Annotated in this window: 17 protein-coding genes and 1 pseudogene; 9 read left to right on the top strand and 9 right to left on the bottom strand. The window is 70.9% G+C overall.

Annotated features, from left to right (window positions below; all coding sequences use genetic code 11):
- Nucleotides 1–221: 221 nt before the first annotated feature.
- A complete protein-coding gene (locus ACFRAL_RS02780) occupies nucleotides 222–1,061 on the top strand; it encodes a VOC family protein (RefSeq protein ID WP_378879460.1) in 840 nt (279 codons plus the stop codon).
- 42 nt (nucleotides 1,062–1,103) lie between these two features.
- Here ACFRAL_RS02780 and ACFRAL_RS02775 read toward each other — a convergent pair whose 3' ends face one another.
- The 5 genes from ACFRAL_RS02775 to ACFRAL_RS02755 form a co-directional block, all read right to left on the bottom strand.
- Entirely contained in the window at nucleotides 1,104–2,117 is a 1,014-nt protein-coding gene (locus ACFRAL_RS02775) for a LacI family DNA-binding transcriptional regulator (RefSeq protein WP_378879457.1), read from the bottom strand.
- Nucleotides 2,118–2,190: 73 nt separating this feature from the next.
- Nucleotides 2,191–3,669, bottom strand: a complete 1,479-nt coding sequence (locus ACFRAL_RS02770) for a glycoside hydrolase family 1 protein (RefSeq protein ID WP_378879454.1) — start codon at nucleotides 3,667–3,669, stop codon at nucleotides 2,191–2,193.
- 65 nt (nucleotides 3,670–3,734) lie between these two features.
- On the bottom strand, nucleotides 3,735–4,652 hold the full coding sequence (locus ACFRAL_RS02765; protein WP_378879451.1) for a carbohydrate ABC transporter permease: 918 nt from the start codon (nucleotides 4,650–4,652) through the stop codon (nucleotides 3,735–3,737).
- On the bottom strand, nucleotides 4,649–5,674 hold the full coding sequence (locus tag ACFRAL_RS02760) for a carbohydrate ABC transporter permease (RefSeq protein WP_378879448.1): 1,026 nt from the start codon (nucleotides 5,672–5,674) through the stop codon (nucleotides 4,649–4,651). The genes ACFRAL_RS02765 and ACFRAL_RS02760 overlap by 4 nt, the downstream gene beginning before the upstream one ends.
- A gap of 84 nt (nucleotides 5,675–5,758) precedes the next feature.
- Nucleotides 5,759–7,030, bottom strand: coding sequence for an ABC transporter substrate-binding protein (locus tag ACFRAL_RS02755; protein ID WP_336393923.1), 1,272 nt, complete (start codon nucleotides 7,028–7,030; stop codon nucleotides 5,759–5,761).
- Nucleotides 7,031–7,344: 314 nt separating this feature from the next.
- Here ACFRAL_RS02755 and purS point away from each other — a divergent pair, with 314 nt between their 5' ends.
- Nucleotides 7,345–7,593, top strand: a complete 249-nt coding sequence (gene purS, locus ACFRAL_RS02750) for a phosphoribosylformylglycinamidine synthase subunit PurS (RefSeq protein WP_336393924.1) — start codon at nucleotides 7,345–7,347, stop codon at nucleotides 7,591–7,593.
- On the top strand, nucleotides 7,590–8,297 hold the full coding sequence (gene purQ, locus ACFRAL_RS02745) for a phosphoribosylformylglycinamidine synthase subunit PurQ (protein ID WP_336393925.1): 708 nt from the start codon (nucleotides 7,590–7,592) through the stop codon (nucleotides 8,295–8,297). The genes purS and purQ overlap by 4 nt, the downstream gene beginning before the upstream one ends.
- A gap of 16 nt (nucleotides 8,298–8,313) precedes the next feature.
- On the opposite strand, the gene ACFRAL_RS02740 is transcribed toward purQ, so the two are convergent.
- On the bottom strand, nucleotides 8,314–8,745 hold the full coding sequence (locus tag ACFRAL_RS02740) for a DUF1761 domain-containing protein (protein ID WP_378879443.1): 432 nt from the start codon (nucleotides 8,743–8,745) through the stop codon (nucleotides 8,314–8,316).
- 82 nt (nucleotides 8,746–8,827) lie between these two features.
- Here ACFRAL_RS02740 and ACFRAL_RS02735 point away from each other — a divergent pair, with 82 nt between their 5' ends.
- A complete protein-coding gene (locus ACFRAL_RS02735; protein WP_378879441.1) occupies nucleotides 8,828–9,760 on the top strand; it encodes a 2-hydroxyacid dehydrogenase in 933 nt (310 codons plus the stop codon).
- 14 nt (nucleotides 9,761–9,774) lie between these two features.
- On the opposite strand, the pseudogene ACFRAL_RS02730 reads toward ACFRAL_RS02735, so the two are convergent.
- Nucleotides 9,775–9,948: pseudogene (locus tag ACFRAL_RS02730) on the bottom strand (response regulator transcription factor); the annotation flags it as partial.
- 72 nt (nucleotides 9,949–10,020) lie between these two features.
- Here ACFRAL_RS02730 and ACFRAL_RS02725 point away from each other — a divergent pair.
- Nucleotides 10,021–10,611, top strand: coding sequence for a pyridoxamine 5'-phosphate oxidase family protein (locus ACFRAL_RS02725; RefSeq protein WP_378879438.1), 591 nt, complete (start codon nucleotides 10,021–10,023; stop codon nucleotides 10,609–10,611).
- 27 nt (nucleotides 10,612–10,638) lie between these two features.
- Here the strand turns inward: ACFRAL_RS02725 and ACFRAL_RS02720 are convergent, their stop codons facing one another.
- On the bottom strand, nucleotides 10,639–11,157 hold the full coding sequence (locus tag ACFRAL_RS02720) for an adenine phosphoribosyltransferase (RefSeq protein ID WP_378879435.1): 519 nt from the start codon (nucleotides 11,155–11,157) through the stop codon (nucleotides 10,639–10,641).
- Nucleotides 11,158–11,229: 72 nt separating this feature from the next.
- On the opposite strand from ACFRAL_RS02720, the gene ACFRAL_RS02715 reads away from it, so the two are divergent.
- The 3 genes from ACFRAL_RS02715 (at nucleotide 11,230) to ACFRAL_RS02705 (ending at nucleotide 15,307) form a co-directional block, all read left to right on the top strand.
- The gene (locus ACFRAL_RS02715; RefSeq protein WP_378879432.1) at nucleotides 11,230–12,912 is read left to right on the top strand and encodes a glycoside hydrolase family 13 protein; all 1,683 of its coding nucleotides are present in this window, start codon (nucleotides 11,230–11,232) and stop codon (nucleotides 12,910–12,912) included.
- A gap of 106 nt (nucleotides 12,913–13,018) precedes the next feature.
- Entirely contained in the window at nucleotides 13,019–14,038 is a 1,020-nt protein-coding gene (locus tag ACFRAL_RS02710) for a LacI family DNA-binding transcriptional regulator (RefSeq protein ID WP_378879429.1), read from the top strand.
- Between the two features lie 42 nt (nucleotides 14,039–14,080).
- Nucleotides 14,081–15,307: an amidohydrolase gene (locus ACFRAL_RS02705; protein ID WP_336393935.1), complete on the top strand. Its 1,227-nt coding sequence runs from the start codon at nucleotides 14,081–14,083 to the stop codon at nucleotides 15,305–15,307.
- A gap of 72 nt (nucleotides 15,308–15,379) precedes the next feature.
- On the opposite strand, the gene ACFRAL_RS02700 is transcribed toward ACFRAL_RS02705, so the two are convergent.
- Entirely contained in the window at nucleotides 15,380–16,450 is a 1,071-nt protein-coding gene (locus tag ACFRAL_RS02700) for a VanZ family protein (protein WP_378879426.1), read from the bottom strand.
- A gap of 143 nt (nucleotides 16,451–16,593) precedes the next feature.
- Between ACFRAL_RS02700 and ACFRAL_RS02695 the strand changes: the two genes are divergently transcribed.
- On the top strand, nucleotides 16,594–18,588 hold the full coding sequence (locus tag ACFRAL_RS02695; protein WP_378880220.1) for an APC family permease: 1,995 nt from the start codon (nucleotides 16,594–16,596) through the stop codon (nucleotides 18,586–18,588).
- The last annotated feature ends 2 nt before the right edge of the window (nucleotides 18,589–18,590 follow it).

Raw genomic sequence — 18,590 nt, 5'->3', positions numbered from 1 at the left:
GTTGCCTGCCGCCACCCCGGAGCCGGGAGGGCGCCGGGTGGCGGCATCCGTCGTCCAAGTCCCGGTTTGGGGCGCACCGCGGACGGTTGGGGCGTGTCGCGCACGCCCCGAGCGGTCGCGCGACGCCCCAAACCGTGGAGACGTCTGGGAATGAACGACGGATGCCGGGGGTTCTCATTCGTGTGAATACACAGGCCGAACGTCTCGCCGCCGATACCGCCATGGGGGCCGTCACGCTGCTCGTCGGCGACCTCGACGGCATGACCGCGTTCTACCGCGACGTCATCACCCTGCAGGTGCTCGCCGCGGACGGCGACGAGGTCGTGCTCGGACGCGCGGGCCGGGCGGTGGTGGTGCTGAAGCACGAGCCGGCCCTCCGTCACGCGACCCCGGGCTCGGCGGGCCTGTTCCACACCGCGATCCTCTTCGAGACGCAGGAGGCCCTCGCCGCCGCGCTCTACAGCGTCGCCCGCCACGCACCGCACACCTTCACCGGCTCGGCCGATCACCTCGTCAGCCAGGCGTTCTATCTCACCGACCCGGAGGGCAACGGAATCGAGCTGTACTGGGACCGGGCCCGCACCGAGTGGTCGTGGACCCACGGTCAGATCGAGATGGCGACCCTGTACCTCGACCCGAACGCGTTCCTCCAGGAGCACCTCACGGAGCGCGCTGCGAGCGGCGCGACGGCACAGGAGGCGGCATCCGTCGGTCATGTGCACCTCTCGGTGGGCGACGTCGCGACCGCCCGGGCGTTCTACGTCGACGCGCTCGGCTTCGACGAGACGGCGGGTCTGGGCGACCAGGCGCTGTTCGTCAGCGCGGGCGGCTACCACCATCACATGGCGATGAACGTGTGGAACTCGCGCGGCGCCGGACCGCGGATGCCGGCCCTCGGCCTCGGCCGCGTGGACCTGACTCTGCCCGACGCCGACGCCCTCGGCGCGCTCGGCGAGCGCCTGCGGCACCACGGCCTCGACGTGCGCGACGACGGACGCACCGTGTCGTTCGACGACCCGTGGCGCAACCTGCTCCACGCGACGGTGCCCGGCCGAGGCTGACGCCGCCGACGCCGGCCCGCGACGCCGCGGACCGCGGAGCCGCTACACGGACTCCCGGACGACGAGCTCCGTCTCGAGGATCGTGACGTGACGCGGATGCCTCCCCGCGAGGAGGTCGATGAGCACCGAGGCCATGCGCTCCCCCTGCTGGAACGACGGCTGGCGCACCGTGGTCAGCTGCGGATTCACCGATGTCGCGACCGGGGAGTCGTCGAAGCCCATGATCGCGATGTCCTGGGGCACCCGGATGCCCGCCTGCGCGAGGACGGTGAGGACGCCTCGGGCCATGAGATCGCTCGCGACGAACACGGCGTCGGGCTGGGCGCCCGAGGCGAGGATGCGTCGCATCGCATCGGCGCCGCCGTCGGCCGTGAAGTTGCCGTCCTCCACCGCGACCTCGTCGAGACTCCATGCCGCCAGCGCCTCGCGGTACCCCTGCAGCCGGTCGACGCCGGCCGGCATGTCGCGGGGACCGGTGATCGTCGCGATCCGACGGCGCCCGCTCTCGATCAGGTAGACGGTCGCGTCGTAGGCGCCGCGCACGTTGTCGACGTCGACGTAGTAGTCGCGCTCCCGCTCGCGCACGGGCCGGCCGCCGTAGACGACCGGGACGACGCTGGCGATGCGGTCGATGAAGGTGTCGCTGGTGTGGTGCGAGACCACGATGGCGCCGTCCACCGCCCCGCTGCGCACGTAGCTCGTCGTCTTGTCGCCGGGGTCGTCGCTCGCGATGAAGAGGTTGAGCACGTAGTCCGAGCGGCTCAGGCGCGAGTTGATGCCCGACACGATGGCAGCGAAGAACGGGTCGCCGAAGAAGCGGGTCGTGTCTTCGGGGACGATGAGCGCGACGGCGTGCGTCTTCTGGCTGGCGAGGGAGCGTGCCGCGCGGTTGGGGACGTAGTTGAGCTCGGCGATCGCCCGCTGGACGGACTCCAGCGCCTCGGGGCTGACGGCGGTCGAGCCGTTGACGACGCGCGACACGGTCGAACGCGACACCCCCGCCGCAGCGGCGACCTCCTCGATCGTGACCGCCGATCGCATGGTCTCGGTACCCATCGTGTCCCTCCTCCCGGATGCTACGGCACGCTGTGGACATCGGCGACGCGGCGACGTCGCGCGCCCCCGAGTGTTACGACGCGACGGGCGCGGCCTCGGCGTACTCCGGCGCGAGCGCGCGGGCGGCGATGATGCGGCGGTACTCCCGCGCGCTGTCCTTCGGCGTGCGCTCCTGCGTGTCGTAGTCCACGCGCACGATGCCGAAGCGCTTCTCGTACCCCCACGCCCACTCGAAGTTGTCCAGGAGCGACCAGTAGAAGTATCCCCGCACATCGACGCCGGCCTCGGCCGCATCGAGGGTCGCACCCAGGTGCGCGCGGAGGAACTCCACCCGGTCGGCGTCGTGGACGCGCTTCTCGCCGTCCTCGATGACGAGCTCGTCGTCGTAGGCCGCACCGTTCTCGGTGACGTAGAGCACCGTGCCGGCCGGCTCGGCGTACTCGTCCCACACGCGGCGAAGCAGGGTGGTCAGGCCGTCGGGCTGGACCTCCCACTGCATCGGCGTGCGGGGAAGCCCGCGCTCGTGCCAGAAGATGCCCTCGTGCGACGGGAACGGCGAGCGACCGGGACGGTCGGTCGGCGCGTCTCCGCCGATCGGCGGGTCCACGGGCGCGCGACCTCCCACGTACTCGCCGTGGTAGTAGTTGACGCCGAGCGTGTCGAGGGGCGTCGCGATCGCCTCCAGGTCTCCCGGACGCACGGCGGCCTCCCAGGCGGCGACGGCCGCGGCATCCACCGTCCGGATGTCCTCGACGATGTCGGCCGGGTACTGGGCCCGGAAGATCGGGTCGAGGAACCAGCGGTTGAACTGGCCGTCGATGCGGCGCGCGGCGTCGAGGTCGGCGGGGTCGCCGGCGTCCACGGGGTCTGCCACCGTGAGGTTCAGCGTGATGCCGAGCTGCAGCGACTCGTCGCGCGCACGGAGCTCGCGCACGGCCTGTCCGTGGCCGAGCAGCAGGTGGTGCGCGGCGAGCACACCCTCCTCGACGCTGTAGTGGCCGGGCGCGTGCAGGCCCGCCGTGTAGCTGAGGAACGACGAGCACCACGGCTCGTTGAGCGTCGTCCACACGTCGACCCGGTCACCGAGCGCGTCGTGCATGTCCAGCGCATACTCGGTGAACCGGTCCGCGGTGTCGCGGTTCGCCCAGCCGCCCTTCTCCTGCAGAGCCTGCGGCAGGTCCCAGTGGTACAGCGTCAGCCACGGGAGGATGTCCGCCCCGAGCAGCTCGTCCACCAGGCGCTTGTAGAAGTCGACGCCCTTCTCGTTGACTTCGCCGCCGTCCGGCCGCACGCGCGACCACGACGTCGAGAAGCGGTACGTCTGCAGGCCGAGGTGCTTCATCAGTGCGACGTCATCGGGGTACCGGTGATAGTGGTCGCACGCCACGTCGCCGTTGTCGGCGTTGATGACCGCGCCCGGCACCCGGCAGAACGCGTCCCAGATCGAGTCGCGGCGGCCGTCCTCGTGGGCGGCGCCCTCGATCTGGAAGGCTGCGGTCGCGGCGCCGAACAGGAAGTTCTGGGGGAAGGCGCGCGGGTTCGGGGTCGTCATGAGGGGAAGGTCCTCTCTGGGGGCGTTGATATCAGGATGTCGGGGCGGGTGGGCGGGCGGAAACCCTAGCCCTTGACGGCGCCGGCCATGATGCCGCTGACCAGCTGCTTGCCGGCGACGGCGAACAGCAGCAGGAGCGGGATGGTCGACAGCAGCACACCGGCGAGCACGATCGAGTAGTCGACGAAGTAGTTCGACTGCAGGAGCGAGAGGGCGACCGGAAGGGTGGGGTTCTGCCGGTCGAGCACGATGAACGGCCAGAAGAAGTTATTCCAGGCGCCGACGAAGGTGAACAGGAACAGCATCGCTGCCGCCGGCCGCGCCGCGGTGACGCCGACGGTCCAGAACGTGCGGATCATCGACGCGCCGTCCACGCGCGCCGCCTCGATGAGCTCGTCGGGGACCGCCTGCTGCAGGTACTGCGTCATCCAGAAGACGCCGAAGGCGCTCGTGACCGCGGGGATGATGATCGCACCGATCTGGCCGGTCCATCCGAGGTCCGCGAACAGGATGTACAGGGGCACGACGCCGAGCTGCATCGGCACCGCCATCGTCGCGACCACGAAGATGAGCAGGCCCTTGCTCCCGGGGAAGCGGAGCTTCGCGAACGCCCAGCCCGCCAGCGTCGAGGTGAGGACGACGGATGCCGCGATCAGCGTCGAGCTGTAGATCGAGTTCCACAGCGCGGGCCAGAAGTTCACCGCCGGGTCGCCGACGACGGATGCCGCGTTGGCCAGGAAGTTGCCGCCGGGGATCCACGACATGTTCGGGTCGTTGATGGTGGAGGCGTCGCCCGATCCGATGAGGAACGACCAGTAGTAGGGGAACACGGCGGCGAGCACGACGACGCCCAGTCCGGCGTAGACCCAGAAGCCCGGCCGGTAGCCGCGGATCTTCGTGGTGCGCTGGCGGCGGCCGCCGCGGGGCTCGTCGGGGCTCGCGATGCGCTGCTCAGCCAGCGCGATGGGAGGAGTGGTGCTCACCGGCCCAGTCCCTTCTTGTTCTTGCGCGTGACCCCGCGGCCGCCCTCGTCGGCCACCAGCCGACGGGTGACCAGGAGGTTGATGAGGCCGATGACGAGGATGATGAGGAACAGGATCCACGCCAGGGCCGCGGCGCGGCCGAAGTTCCACTCGCGCCAGCCGATGTTGTAGAGGAACAGCGTGATCGTCAGCCACTGCTGCGCCGGGCCGCCCTCGCCGGTGTTGTCGTACATGCGCGGCTCGTCGAAGATCTGCAGGCCGCCGATCGTCGAGGTGATGATCACGAAGATGAGGGTCGCCCGCAGCGACGGGACGGTGATGCTCCAGAACTGGCGGAACGCGCCGGCGCCGTCGACGGTGGCGGCCTCGTAGTAGTCGCGCGGGATCGCCTGCATCGCTGCGAGGAGGATCAGCGCGTTGTAGCCGGTCCAACGGAAGTTCACCATCGTCGCGATGGCGACGTGGCTCCAGAACGGGTCCTTGTGCCACATGATCGGCTGGAGGCCGAGGTCGGTGAGGATGTTGTTCACCAGGCCGTGGTTGTCGCCGAACATGTTGCTGAAGATGAGCGCGACGGCGACGGGGGCCATGACGTAGGGCAGCAGCACGCTCATGCGCCAGAACGTCTTGGCGCGGATGTTGCGGTCGAGCATCGCCGCGATGAAGACCGCGAGGACGAGCTGCGGGATCGTGGACAGCAGGAAGATGCTGAACGTGTTGCGCAGCGCGGTCCAGAACTGCGGGTTGGAGAGGATCCAGACGTACTGGTCGAATCCGACGAACTCACCGGAGTTGCGGACGAGGTCCCACTCCTGGAACGAGATGACCGCGGTGTAGACGATCGGGAAGGCGCCGACGATCGCGAACAGGATGAAGAACGGCGAGATGTACAGGTAGGGCGAGACCTTCAGGTCCCAGCGGCTCAGCCGCTGGCCGAAGGTCAGCCGGCGCACGCGCTTCTCCTTCGGAGGCTGCGGGGGCGTCGCCTCCGGCGCGTGCGGGCGCGTGTCGGTTGCAGTCACGGGTTGCTCCAGGGCTCTGCGGACGGTGTGGGGGCGAGGTCGGTGCGTGCGGGCCCGGGGGGACGCCCGCACGCACCGGCCTTCTCAGAAGGCCTCGACCTCAGCGACCCACGTGTTCCAGGAGGTCTCCTGGTCCTCGAGGCCGTCGAAGACGCGGTTGACCGCGTTCTGGAGCGCGTCGTGGTACTTGAAGTAGTCCGCGTCCTTGAACGGGGCGACCGTGACCGCCTCGGCACGGGCCGAGAGGATCTCGCCGGTGGGCGCCTCGTTGAAGAAGGCGTTCGTGGCGTCGGCGAGCTCGGAGCTCTCGAGCGCGTCGAGCTGGCTCGGGAAGGTGCCCGCGTTGGCGAATGCCTTCATCTGCTGCTCGGGAGCGGTGAGCCAGTCGGCCAGCGCGAGCGCCGCCTCGACGTTCTCACCATCGGCGGGGACGGTCAGGTACGACCCGCCCCAGTTGCCGCCGCCGTTGGGGAAGACGTCCGCGATGTCCCAGCCGGTGACGTCGGGCGCGTTGCCCTCGATCACGCCGAGCATCCAGCCCGGGCACAGCATGGCGGCGAACTCGCCGTTGGCCATCGAGGCGAACCAGTCGTCGGACCACTGGCCCGAGTACGCGGAGTTGGGAACGGCGCGCTCGACGACGAGGTTGTACGCGTCCTGCACCTCGGGGTTCTCGGTCGCGATGACCGTGCCGTCCTCTTCGGTGTAGGTGTACTCGATCTGGTTCACGATGCCCTGGAGCACCGAGTTGGCCGAGTCGATCATCGGCTTGCCGGTGGCCGCCTTGTACTGGTCGGCGACGTCGAGGAAGTGCTCCCAGTCGCCGTCGAAGAGACCGGCCACGCCCTCGCGGTCGCTGGGGAGTCCCGCCGCGGCGAACAGGTCGGAGCGGTAGCAGATGCCCTGCGGGCCGATGTCGGTGCCGAAGCCGACCAGACGGCCGTCGGCGTCGGTCGCGGCGGCCTCCTTCCAGTCGAGCCAGCGGCCCTTGACGCTGTCGGGGGCCTCGGCGAGGAGGTCGGAGTACTGCATCGCCTCGGCGAACCAGTCGATCTCGACTGCCTCGATGTCGGCCAGGCCGCCCTTGCCGAGCTTGGCGAAGTAGTTCGCGCGGGCGTCGCCGGACTCGGCGGCGCGGTTGTGGACGATCTTCACGTTCGGGTTCTCGTCCATGTACTCCTGGAGGAGTTCATCGGTGTAGCCGAAGTCGTTGAAGGTGGCCACGGTCAGCGTGACCTCGCCGTCCTCGCCGCCGGCCTCGTCGTTGCTGCCGCCGGCGCAGCCGGCGAGGACGATGGCCGAGGCCGAGAATGCGGCGATTGCCACAGCGCTTCTGCGGAAGGCGCGTGCGTTCACTGTCACTCCTTTGTGTTGTCAGGTGGTGTGTTGCAGGACCGGCCAGGGCGGGTCCCGTGGCCGAGGTGATGTCATGGGAGCGTTCCCACCGATCGAGAGGAAACGCTATGGGATCGCTCTCACGAAGTCAAGGGAGCGCTCCCACGGACGGATCACGGTTCGGTCACGGTGGATTCCAGATGCAGGGAAATGAGCGATGCGGCGGCCCGTAGACTGGAGGCGACCCCTGCCCGCGACATCCGGCGTTCCGACTCCTCGCTGCGCTCGTCGCCCACGACCGATAGCTGCGGCCCCCGGCCGCCAGGAGGATCCCGATGCCCACGATCGTCGTCGACGTCATGCCCAAGGCCGAACTGCTGGACCCGCAGGGCAAGGCCGTCTCGGGCGCCTTCTCGCGACTCGGGATCAGCGATTTCAGCGCCGTGCGCATCGGCAAGCGCTTCGAGCTCACGGTCGACGGCGAGGTCACCGACGAGGTGCTCGCCGAGGCGAAGCGGGTCGCGGACGAGATCCTCTCGAACTCGGTGATCGAGGACGTCGTCGGCGTCGAGGTGGTCGAATGACCGCCCGCGTCGGGGTCATCACCTTCCCCGGCTCGCTCGACGACCGCGACGCGCAGCGCGCCATCCGCGTCGCCGGCGCCGAGCCGGTCGCGCTGTGGCACGGCTCGCACGACCTCGACGGCGTCGACGCGCTCGTGCTCCCCGGCGGCTTCAGCTACGGCGACTACCTGCGCGCCGGGGCCATCGCGGCCCTCGCCCCGATCATGTCGGAGGTGAAGGATGCCGCGGCCAAGGGCATGCCCATCCTCGGCATCTGCAACGGCTTCCAGATGCTCGTCGAGGCGCACCTGCTGCCGGGCGGCCTGATCCGCAACGCGCACCAGCAGTTCATCCGCCGGGACCAGCGCCTGCGCGTCGAGAACAACGACACCGCCTGGACGAGCGACTTCGCGACCGGCCAGGAGATCGTCATCCCGCTGAAGAACGCCGACGGCGGCTACATCGCGTCCGACTCCGAGCTCGACCGCCTCGAGGGCGAGGGCCTGGTGGCGTTCCGCTACCTCGGCGTGAACCCGAACGGGTCGCTGCGCGACATCGCCGGGCTCACCAACGAGCACGGCAACGTCGTGGGGCTCATGCCCCACCCCGAGCACGCCGTCGAGCCGGGGTTCGGCCCCGACACCTCGGCGGCCATGCGCTCCGGCGTGGACGGCCTGGCGTTCTTCACCTCGGCGATCGCCGCGGTGGTGGGCGCCGCCGCCTGAGCGGCGGCATCCGTTCTCAGACTGTTCCGGCCGGCGGCCAGACGCCGATGATGAGCGCCATGACGACGATCGTCACGAGCTCGTGCGCGATGTTCAGCACCGTGAGACTGGTCGGCCGCCCCTCGAAGGCGTCGTGCGTGATGAAGCGGGCGGCGGTGAATCCCGCCCACAGGATCACCCCCGTCGCCAGCGCCGCCCACAGATAGCTGCCGCCGTAGAAGTGCCAGGCGATCGACGACGCGCCCGCCAGCACCCACGCGGTCACGAAGCTCACGATCACCGTTACGACGATCGGCACCACCGCGCTGGCGCCCGGCCGGTCCATGTCGACGTCTGCGAGCTTCGACCACCGTGTGCCGAACACCTTCGGCGTGTACCAGATCGTTCCGACGACCATGCTCGACGCCGTCGCGATCAGCACCGCCCAGTAGTTGATCTCGGGAACCATGTCGGCCTCCTCCCCCTGTTCGACGCGAGCGTATCGCCGGCGTGCCGCGCCGGGCGCGCACCTCGCCGGTAGCGTGGACAGGGTGACCAGTGGCATCCGGAACCTCATCGTCAGCGTCCCCACCGAGCAGCTCGCCGCAGACCTCGGCGACCTACCCGAGGGGGTCGAGCTGGTCGTGTGGCCGATGGACGCCGCCGCCCCGCGAGACCGCTTCGACATCGTCGTCCCCCCGTACATGTCGATGGCGCGGGTGCTGGAGCAGCTGGAGGGCGTCGACGTCGGGCTGGTGCAGGGCCAGTCGATCGGCTACGACGGCGTGGCGGACATCCTTCCGGACGGGCTGCCGTTCGCCAACGCCGCCTCGGTGCACGAGACCTCGACAGCGGAGCTGGCGGTCGGCCTCGCCCTCGCCGCCCAGCGGCACATCGACGCGTTCGCCGTCGACACGGCCGCCGGGCGCTGGCAGCCGGTGTTCGCCGACAGCCTCGCCGACCGCCGCGTGCTGCTGCTCGGCTACGGCGGCGTCGGCAAGGCCGTCGCGGCACGTCTGGAGCCGTTCGAGGTCGAGCTGACCCCCGTCGCGTCACGGGCGCGAGAGGAGGACGGCGTCGCGGTGCACGGCATCGACGAGCTGCCGACGCTGCTCCCCCGCGCCGAGATCGTGGTCCTCACGCTGCCCGGCGGCGAGGCGACGCAGGGCCTCGTGGACGACGCGTTCCTGTCGGCGCTGCCCGACGGCGCGCTCATCGTCAACGTCGGCCGGGGCACGCTCGTCGACACCGACGCCCTCGTCGACCATGTGCGCCGCGGCAGGATCCGCGCCGCGCTGGACGTCACCGATCCCGAGCCGCTCCCCGCGGATCACCCGCTGTGGGGCCTTCCCGGGGTGCTCATCAGCCCCCACGTTGGCGGGGCATCCAGCGCCATGCGCCCCCGCGTCGCGAAGCTGGTGCGCACGCAGATCGAGCGCCTCGTCGCTGGCGAGCCCCCGCTCAACGTCGTACTGGGGGACTGACGGCCTGACTTCGTTCACGCGCCCGGGCGCACCAGACCCGTCTCGTAGGCGGCGACGACGGCCTGGACGCGGTCGCGCACCCCGAGCTTGGCCAGGAGCCGCGTGACGTGGGCCTTGACGGTCGCCTCGCTGAGGTGGAGCTCGCCGCCGATCTCGAGGTTGGACCGGCCGCGCGCGATGAGTAGCAACGCGAGGGTCGAACGTCCCTTCTCTCGGTCGGGGCATTGGGGTATGACCGAGGGAAGGGACGGTGATGGCGGATGAAGAACGACTCGGGATCGAAGCGCGCGGCCACGGTGGAGCGTCTGGACGCCGCCACCTGCTGGGCGTACGTGCAGGGGGCCAAGCTCGGCCGGCTCGCCGTCGTGAACGCCGACGGCTCGCCGGACATCTTCCCCGTGAACCATCTGGCCCACGAGGGGGCGATCTACTTCCGCACGGCGCGGGACTCCAAGCTGCTGCACATCGCCCATCACCCGCTCGTCGCCTTCGAGGTCGACGGCGAGGCCGACGAGCACTACTGGAGCGTCGTCATCCGGGGGCGCGCGGAGCGGGTGACCCGCGACGACCAGATCCGCGACAGCGGGGTGCGCACGCTCGTGTCGTGGAGCCCGACCGCCAAGTTCTTCGTCGTCAAGGTCACCGCGAACGCCGTGACGGGTCGGCGCTTCCCCGTGCACGCGGGTCGCAGCGGACGGCTGCTGGCCTTCGAGGGCGACCCCTCCCTCCCGGCCCCTGCCGACGCCCAGCGATCGGTACGGGGCGACCGGCCTGAGCCGATCCCGCACTTCGGGCCGCGCCCGGGGGGCGACCACGGCCCGCCCGCCGGCGACGCGGGCCCGGACCGCTGACGGCGCGGGCGAAGACCCGTCCGAAGGTCAGGCGGTGAACACCGTGTGGACGTCGCCGACCACGGCGCGCCCGCCGAGCGCGGTGACCTCCATCAGCACCGCGGTGCCGACGACGACGCCGCCGAGCGAGGCCACGAGCTCGTGCGCGGCGACCAGCGTCCCTCCGGTGGCCAGCACGTCGTCCACCAGCAGGACGCGCGCACGGTCGGCGATGTCGCCGTGCGCCTCGATCGTGGCGCTGCCGTACTCGAGGTCATAGGAGACGGATGCCGCCGGCAGCGGCAGCCTGCCCGCTTTGCGGATCGGCACCAGACCCACGCCGGCCTCCATCGCGACGGCACCCGCCAGCAGGAACCCTCGCGCCTCGACGCCCGCGACCACGTCGAACGACCCCTCGAAGGGCGCGATCATCGCGTGGATGACGGTGCGCAGGGCCGAGGCATCCGCCAGCAGCGGCGTGATGTCGCGGAACAGCACCCCCGGCTCGGGGTAGTCGGGGACGCTCCGGATCAGGGACTCGGCGCGGACGAGGGCTTCAGACGGCACCCGTTCACCCTACGCCGCGTGCCCGGGTGCCGAGGGAGGCGGCTGTGTAAGCGCTTGCAGTACACTGGCCCGATGACTTCCGCAGATACCGAAGAGCGAACGGATGCGTTCCTCGCCGCCGTGGGCGGCGAGTGGTGGCGCACCGCCGTCATCTACCAGATCTACCCCCGCTCCTTCGCCGACGCGTCCGGCGACGGCATCGGCGACCTCCCGGGTGTCACGTCGCACCTCGACGATCTGCAGGACCTCGGCGTCGACGCCATCTGGCTGAGCCCGTTCCAGCGCTCTCCGCAGAAGGACGCCGGCTACGACGTCAGCGACTACTGCGACGTCGACCCCCTGTTCGGCACGCTGGCGGACTTCGACGCCATGCTCGCCGGCGCGCACGCCCGCGGCATCCGTGTCATCGTCGATCTGGTCCCCAATCACTCCTCCGACCAGCACGAATGGTTCCAGCAGGCGCTCCACGCGGCGCCGCACAGCGCCGAGCGCGCGCGCTACATGTTCCGCGACGGCCAGGGCGAGAACGGCGAGCTCCCGCCGAACAACTGGGAGTCGGTCTTCGGCGGCCCCGCCTGGACGCGCGTCATCGAGGCCGACGGCAAGCCGGGCCAGTGGTACCTCCACCTCTTCGACTCGTCGCAGCCCGACTTCGACTGGTCGAACGAGGAGGTGCGCGAGGAGTTCCGCCGCATCCTGCGCTTCTGGCTCGACCGGGGCGTCGACGGCTTCCGTGTGGACGTCGCCCACGGACTCGTCAAGGCCGAGGGTCTCCCGGACTACATCCCCGACCCCGAGGCCGGTTCGATGGGCGGCGAAGAGGAGAACGTGCCCTACTGGGGCCAGGACGCCGTGCACGAGGTCTACCGCGACTGGCGCAAGATCCTCGAGGAGTACCAGGGCGACCGGGCCCTCGCCGCCGAGGCGTGGCTGCCGACCGCCGAGCGCACCGCGCAGTGGGTGCGCCCCGACGAGATGCACCAGGCCTTCAACTTCCCCTACCTCTCGACCGAGTGGAACGCCGCGGACCTGCGCAGGGTCATCGACGTCTCGCTGCGGGCCTTCCCGGGCGTCGGCGCTCCGAGCACGTGGGTGCTGTCGAACCACGACGTCGTGCGCCACGCGTCGCGCCTCGCGCTGACCGCCGAGAACCCGCAGGGTCACGGCATCGGCCCCGAGTCCCCCGGCCAGCCGATCCCCGAGGTCGGCCTCGCCCGCGCCCGCGCCGCGACGACGCTCATGCTCGCGCTGCCCGGCTCGGCCTACCTGTACCAGGGCGAGGAGCTCGGCCTCCCCGAGGTCATCGACATCCCCGGGCACGCGCGCCAGGACCCGACGTGGTTCCGCACGAACGGCGAGCGGTACGGCCGTGACGGCTGTCGCGTTCCGATCCCGTGGACCGCGGATGCCCCGGCCTACGGTTTCAACGCCACGGGCGCGTCGTGGCTGCCCCAGCCCGCCGAGTGGGCACATCTCGCCCGCGACCGGCAGTCCGGCGTCGAGGGCTCGACCCTCGAGCTCTACCGCACGCTCCTCGCCGAGCGCCGCGCGCGCTCGCTCGGCGCCGGCTCGCTCGAGTGGATCGACGGCTACGGCGACGACGTGCTGGCGTTCCGCAACGGCGGGGTCACCGTCGTCGCGAACACCGGCTCCACGCCGATCGCGATGCCGCCGGGTATCGTGATCGCGTCGAGCGGCCCCGTCGTGGGAGACCGGATCCCCGCCGACACCACCGTCTGGGTGACAGGCGACTGAGATCCGCGCACCCGGGCGTCGGGCGGGGTCATCCCCCGCCTGACGGCCCGGGCGGAGCGGAAGCCGGCGCGGCACGAGCCCCGCGACCGGCAGCAAGGAGGACGACGTGGTCAGCATCGACGAGGTCGCCCGCGCGGCGGGCGTCTCGACGGCGACGGTCTCGCGCGCCCTCAGCGGGCGCGGCCACGTCTCGGCGGGCGCGAAGGCCAAGGTCGAGGCGGCCGCGAAGAGTCTCGGCTACGTCGTCTCGGCGTCGGCGTCCAGCCTCGCCTCGGGCCGCACGCGCAACATCGGCGTCATGGTGCCGTTCCTGGACCGCTGGTTCTTCTCCACGGTGCTGAGCGGCATCGCCTCGGCCCTCATGCGACGCGGCTACGACATCACGCTGTACAGCCTCACGGCGGACCGCGACGAGCGGCACGACATCTTCGAGACCTTCCTGCGCCGCCAGCGCGTCGACGGCGTGATCGCGATCTCACTGGAGCTCGGCAAGGAGGAGACCGAGCGCCTCGTCGAGCTCGACCTGCCGGTCATCGCGATCGGCGGACCGAACCCGCTCCTGACCACGCTCACCGTCGACGACGTCGCGGTCGCGCGCCTGGCGACCGAGCACCTGCTGGCGCTCGGGCACCGCGAGATCGCGCACATCGGCGCCAGCCCCGAGTTCGACGTCGACTTCCACATCCCGACGCAGCGGCGGCAGGGCTTCGAGCAGGCGCTGGCAGATGCCGGCATCCCGGTGAAGCCGTCCCTGTACGAGCCCGCGGACTTCACGATCGAAGGCGGCTTCCGCGCCGCCAAGCAGCTGCTGGGCAAGCCCGGCGGGCGACCGACGGCGATCTTCGCGGCATCCGACGAGATGGCCATCGGGGCGCTGCTGGCCGCGCGCGACCTCGGCTACCGCGTGCCCGAGGACCTGTCGGTCATCGGCATCGACGGCCACGAGCTCGGCGAGTTCTTCCGCCTCACCACGGTCGATCAGTTCCCCCTCGGCCAGGGTGAGCGCGCCGCCGAAGCGATCCTCGCCGCGCTGGAGCGGACCGAGACCGGAACCCCGGCCCACCGGCCTGGCGAGCTGCCGTACGAGCTCATCGTCCGCGGCTCGACCGCGCGCCTGCCCGGCTGACGCGGGCGACGGTCCTCGGGCGGCGCGGATAGGCTCGACGCCATGACCATCGACCTCGAGGCCCTCTACATCGACCTGCACCGGCATCCGGAACTGTCGTTCCAGGAGACGCGGACGGCCGGTGTCGTCACCCAGCACCTCGCGGACCTCGGCATCGAGTTCGAAGAGGGGATCGGCAAGACCGGCGTGGTCGCGTCGATCGTCAACGGCGACGGACCCGTCGTGTGGCTGCGCGCCGACATGGACGCCCTCCCCGTCCCCGAGCAGACCGGCCTCGAGTACGCCAGCACCGCGCGCGGAACCGACCCCGCCGGCAACGACGTTCCCGTCATGCACGCGTGCGGCCACGACATGCACGTCACCGCGCTCCTCGGCGCCCTGGAGCGCCTGGTCGCCACGAAGGACGAGTGGTCGGGGACGATCGTCGCCGTCTTCCAGCCGGCCGAGGAGTACGGCGCCGGCTCACAGGCCATGATCGCCGACGGCGTGCTCGACCGATTCCCGAAGCCCGACATCGTGCTCGGCCAGCACGTCACCCCGCTCCCGGCGGGCACGATCGGCGTGCGCAGCGGCACCCAGATGGCGGCATCCGACGGGCTCACCGTGACGCTCCTCGGCCGCGGCGGGCACGGATCGCGACCGCACTCGACGATCGACCCCGTCGTCATGGCGGCGGCCACGGTGATGCGCCTGCAGACGATCGTGTCGCGCGAGGTCGACCCCCGCGACGTCGCGGTGGTGACGGTGGGATCCATCCACGCGGGCCTGAAGAACAACATCATCCCCGCCGAGGCGAAGCTCGAGCTGAGTCTGCGCTACCCCGACGACGAGGCTCGCGCCCGCGTGCTCGAGAAGGTGGAGCGCGTCGTGCGCGCCGAGGCGCAGGCATCCGGTGCGGAGCAGCCGCCCACGATCGTCGTCGACCACTCGCTGCCCCCCACGATCAACGACGTGCACGCCACGGCCCGCCTCGTGCTGGCCTTCGACGCCGCGTTCGGCGAGGGCACGGTCATCGACCCGGGCATGTTCACCGGCAGCGAGGACGTCTCGTGGTTCGCGCGCGAGGCTGGCGTGCCGCTGGTGTTCTGGTTCTGGGGCGGCGTCGACCCGGCCGCGTTCGCCGCGGCGCAGGCCGCCGGCACGATCGAGCGCGACATCCCGACGAACCACTCGCCGTTCTTCGCCCCCGTGCTGCAGCCGACGCTGAGCCGCGGCGTGGAGGCGCTCGTCGTCGCCGCCCGCGAGTTCCTGGAGTCGCCCGCCCGCTGATCGAGTAACCGCGATCTCGTCGAGTGACCACGTCCTCGGCGCCGACAGCGTGGTCACTCGGCGAGGACGCGGTCACTCGGCGGCCAAAGGCCCCGGCAGCTCGCGGGCGTCGACCAGCCGCTGGCCCGAGACGACGCCCGGCAGCCCGCGCGGACCGAGCCGGGTGAACACGAGCAGCACCGACGCGATGACGAACACCACTTCGACGAGCCCCCACGCCCCCGGGAGCGCCGCGAGCACGAGGTAGCCGCCGATGCCGCCGAGGAACCGAAGGAAGCGGGCGAGGCCCACCGGCAGCTCACCGCCCGTGAAGCGCAGCTGCACGGCGTGATCGCCGACGGTGCGGCCGGTGGCGAGGGTCACCACCAGCCACACCGCGATCGTCGCCGCGTTGCCCACGGCGGCGGCGGCGCCGTCGCGCACGGCCGACTGCGCGCCGAGGAGCGCGAGCGCCAGCTGCACGGCGACCACCGTCGAGAGGTTCAGCACCCAGGCGGCGACGGCGTCGCAGACCATGCCCAGGAGCCGCCGGCCCCGGGTCACCGGCTGGGGCTCGCCGGCGTCCGGGAGCCGCGCGGATCCGCGCCACCGACGGGGCACGGCGAGGGCCAGCAGCGAGCCGATCACTGCGCCGAGCGTGTTCATCAGCAGGTCGTCGACGTCGAACACGCGGTAGGCGCACGGGTACAGACCCCAGACGCCGGTGAGCTGCGTGAGCTCGACGAACGCCGACAGCGCGAAGCCGGCGACCAGGGCAGCGCCCACTCCGCGCCCGCCGAACACCCGGAGGATGACGCCGAGGGGCACGAAGAGCACGACGTTGAGCAGCAGCTGGCGCACGGCCGGGTCGGCGGCCGCGCCGCCGCCCCGCCGGGCGATCGCGTCGCGCAGCTCGCCGGCGAGCGTCGTGGGGTCGAGGTTGACGCCGCCGCAGCGGATCGCGTCGGGGTCGGGCAGCGGCAGCAGCGTGTACGTCCAGATCGCCATGACGTAGACGAGAGCCGCCGCCCACAGCAGGAACCTGCCGACGCCGAACCCGCCACGCCGCCGGTAGCTCAGCGCCACGAACGGGACGAACAGCAGCACGCCGACGACCACACCGAGCGTGATCGCGAGCACGCCGAGGCGGATCTGCTCGTCCACGCATCGAGTGTCGCAGAGCGCGTCGGATGCCTCGCGGGCAGGCGTATGGATTCCGTGAGGATCGGCGGCCCGCCCCACCCGCGCGAGTAGCTTCTCCCGCTGTGACGAACGAACTCAGGGAGCCGGCGGTCGACGAGCCGCCGATGGCGAAGCGCCTCATCCTGGGCGGTCCCCTGGCCTCCAGCGACTCCGAGGAGCACCTGCTCCCCAAGAAGCGGGCGCTGCCGATCTTCGCCTCCGACGCGCTGTCATCGGTGGCGTACGCGCCGCAGGAGCTGCTGCTCATCCTCCTCACCGGCGGCCTCGCCTTCCTCGCGTTCGCCCCCTGGATCGCCGCCGCGGTCGTGCTGCTGCTGATCGTCGTCGTCGTCAGCTACCGGCAGCTCATCAAGGCGTACCCCTCCGGCGGCGGCGACTACGAGGTCGCGCGGAAGAACCTGGGCGAGGTGCCGGGTGTCGTCGTGGCCGCGGCGCTCCTGGTCGACTACGTCCTCACCGTGTCCGTCTCGGTCGCGTCGGGCGTCGACAACATCATCTCGGCGCTGCCGGGGCTCGACCCGTTCCGCGTGGAGCTGGCGGTCGGCTTCGTCATCCTCATCGTCGTCGTGAACCTCCGGGGCGTCCGCGAGGCCTCCACGGCGTTCGCCATCCCGACGTACGTGTTCATCGCCTCGGTGGGCGTCATGGTCGTCGTCGGCCTCTTCCGGACCCTGACCGGCGACGCGCCGCTGGCGGCCAGCGCGCAGTACGCCGTCGAGACGCAGAGCGTCACCCAGGCGGCGGTCATCCTCCTCGTGCTGCGGGCGTTCTCGAGCGGCTGCTCGGCGCTGACCGGCGTGGAGGCCGTCTCCAACGGCGTGCAGGCGTTCCGCAAGCCGAAGGTGCGCAACGCCCAGACGACGCTCGCGCTGATGGGCGGGATCGCGATCCTGCTGTTCTCGGGACTCACCGCCCTGGCCCTGGTGTCGGGCGTCCACTACGCCGAGAACCCCTGCGACCTCATCGGCTTCGACTGCACGGCGGGCCCGCAGCCGAGCGTCATGGCCCAGGTGTCGTCGGCCGTGTTCGGAATGAACTCGATCCCGTTCTTCGTCATCCAGGCGGCGACCGCGCTCGTCCTGCTGCTCGCCGCCAACACCGCCTTCAACGGGTTCCCGCTGCTGGGCTCGGTGCTCGCGCGCGACGGCTACGCGCCCAAGGCCCTCAACACGCGCGGCGACCGCCTGGTCTACTCCAACGGCATGATCGTCCTGGGGCTCATCGCGATCGGCGTGCTGATCGTCTACCAGGCGAACCTGACGAACCTGATCCAGCTGTACATCATCGGCGTCTTCACCTCGTTCACCCTCGGCCAGATCGGCATGATCCGGCACTGGCGCCGGGGACTGCGCGAGATCCGGGCGCTGCCGCCGGAGCGACGCGACGACCGGACGGTCCGCGACGACCTCTTCAGCTATCGCAAGGGGCTCGTCATCAACTCGGCGGGCGCCGTGATGACGGCATCCGTGCTCATCATCGTGACGATCACGAAGTTCACCCACGGGGCGTGGCTGGTCTTCCTCGCGATCCCCGTGCTGTCGTTCCTCATGATCGGCGTGCACCGCTACTACCGCGATGTCGACCACGAGATCGCCATGGACGACCGGATCCACTTCGGCTCGTCGGGCGACGTCGCGCTCATCCTCGTCAACAAGCTGCAGAAGCCGGTCGTGAAGGCCGTCGACTACGCGCTGGCCGCCAAGCACGACAAGACCTTCGCGGTGCACGTCTCTGTGACGAAGGAGGACGCGGCGGCACTCGAGCAGGAGTGGCGGGAGCATCGGATGCCGATCCCGCTGAAGATCATCGAGTCGCCGTACCGCACCTACGCGAGCCCGATCGCCGAGTTCGTCAAGAAGTACCGCGAGCAGCACGGGTCGTCCGTGGTCACCGTCTACCTGCCGCAGTACATCGTCGGGCACTGGTGGGAGACGCTGTTGCACAACCGCCGCGCCCGTCGCATCGCCCAGCAGCTCATGCTGGTCCACGGCGTCTCGATCACGCTCGTGCCGTGGCTGCTGGACTCGTCCGAGCTGATCTACGGCCGGCGCTCCCGCGCGCTTCCCGGCGACGACCGCGCGGGCCGGGGCAGCGCGTAGCC

Origin of the sequence: Microbacterium sp. NPDC056736 (genome assembly GCF_042790415.1) — a bacterium.
Classification (GTDB): Bacteria; Actinomycetota; Actinomycetes; order Actinomycetales; family Microbacteriaceae; genus Microbacterium.
This window is presented reverse-complemented; position numbering and strand designations above follow the sequence as displayed.

Bases quoted from the DNA above. Each gene is read 5' to 3' on its own strand.
- ACFRAL_RS02695 (WP_378880220.1), top strand. From the start codon at position 16,594: ATGGCGAAGCGCCTCATCCTGGGCGGTCCCCTGGCCTCCAGCGACTCC.
- ACFRAL_RS02770 (WP_378879454.1), bottom strand. From the start codon at position 3,669: ATGACGACCCCGAACCCGCGCGCCTTCCCCCAGAACTTCCTGTTCGGC.
- purS (WP_336393924.1), top strand. From the start codon at position 7,345: ATGCCCACGATCGTCGTCGACGTCATGCCCAAGGCCGAACTGCTGGAC.
- ACFRAL_RS02715 (WP_378879432.1), top strand. From the start codon at position 11,230: ATGACTTCCGCAGATACCGAAGAGCGAACGGATGCGTTCCTCGCCGCC.
- ACFRAL_RS02725 (WP_378879438.1), top strand. From the start codon at position 10,021: ATGAAGAACGACTCGGGATCGAAGCGCGCGGCCACGGTGGAGCGTCTG.
- ACFRAL_RS02705 (WP_336393935.1), top strand. From the start codon at position 14,081: ATGACCATCGACCTCGAGGCCCTCTACATCGACCTGCACCGGCATCCG.
- ACFRAL_RS02740 (WP_378879443.1), bottom strand. From the start codon at position 8,745: ATGGTTCCCGAGATCAACTACTGGGCGGTGCTGATCGCGACGGCGTCG.
- ACFRAL_RS02775 (WP_378879457.1), bottom strand. From the start codon at position 2,117: ATGGGTACCGAGACCATGCGATCGGCGGTCACGATCGAGGAGGTCGCC.
- purQ (WP_336393925.1), top strand. From the start codon at position 7,590: ATGACCGCCCGCGTCGGGGTCATCACCTTCCCCGGCTCGCTCGACGAC.
- ACFRAL_RS02780 (WP_378879460.1), top strand. From the start codon at position 222: ATGGGGGCCGTCACGCTGCTCGTCGGCGACCTCGACGGCATGACCGCG.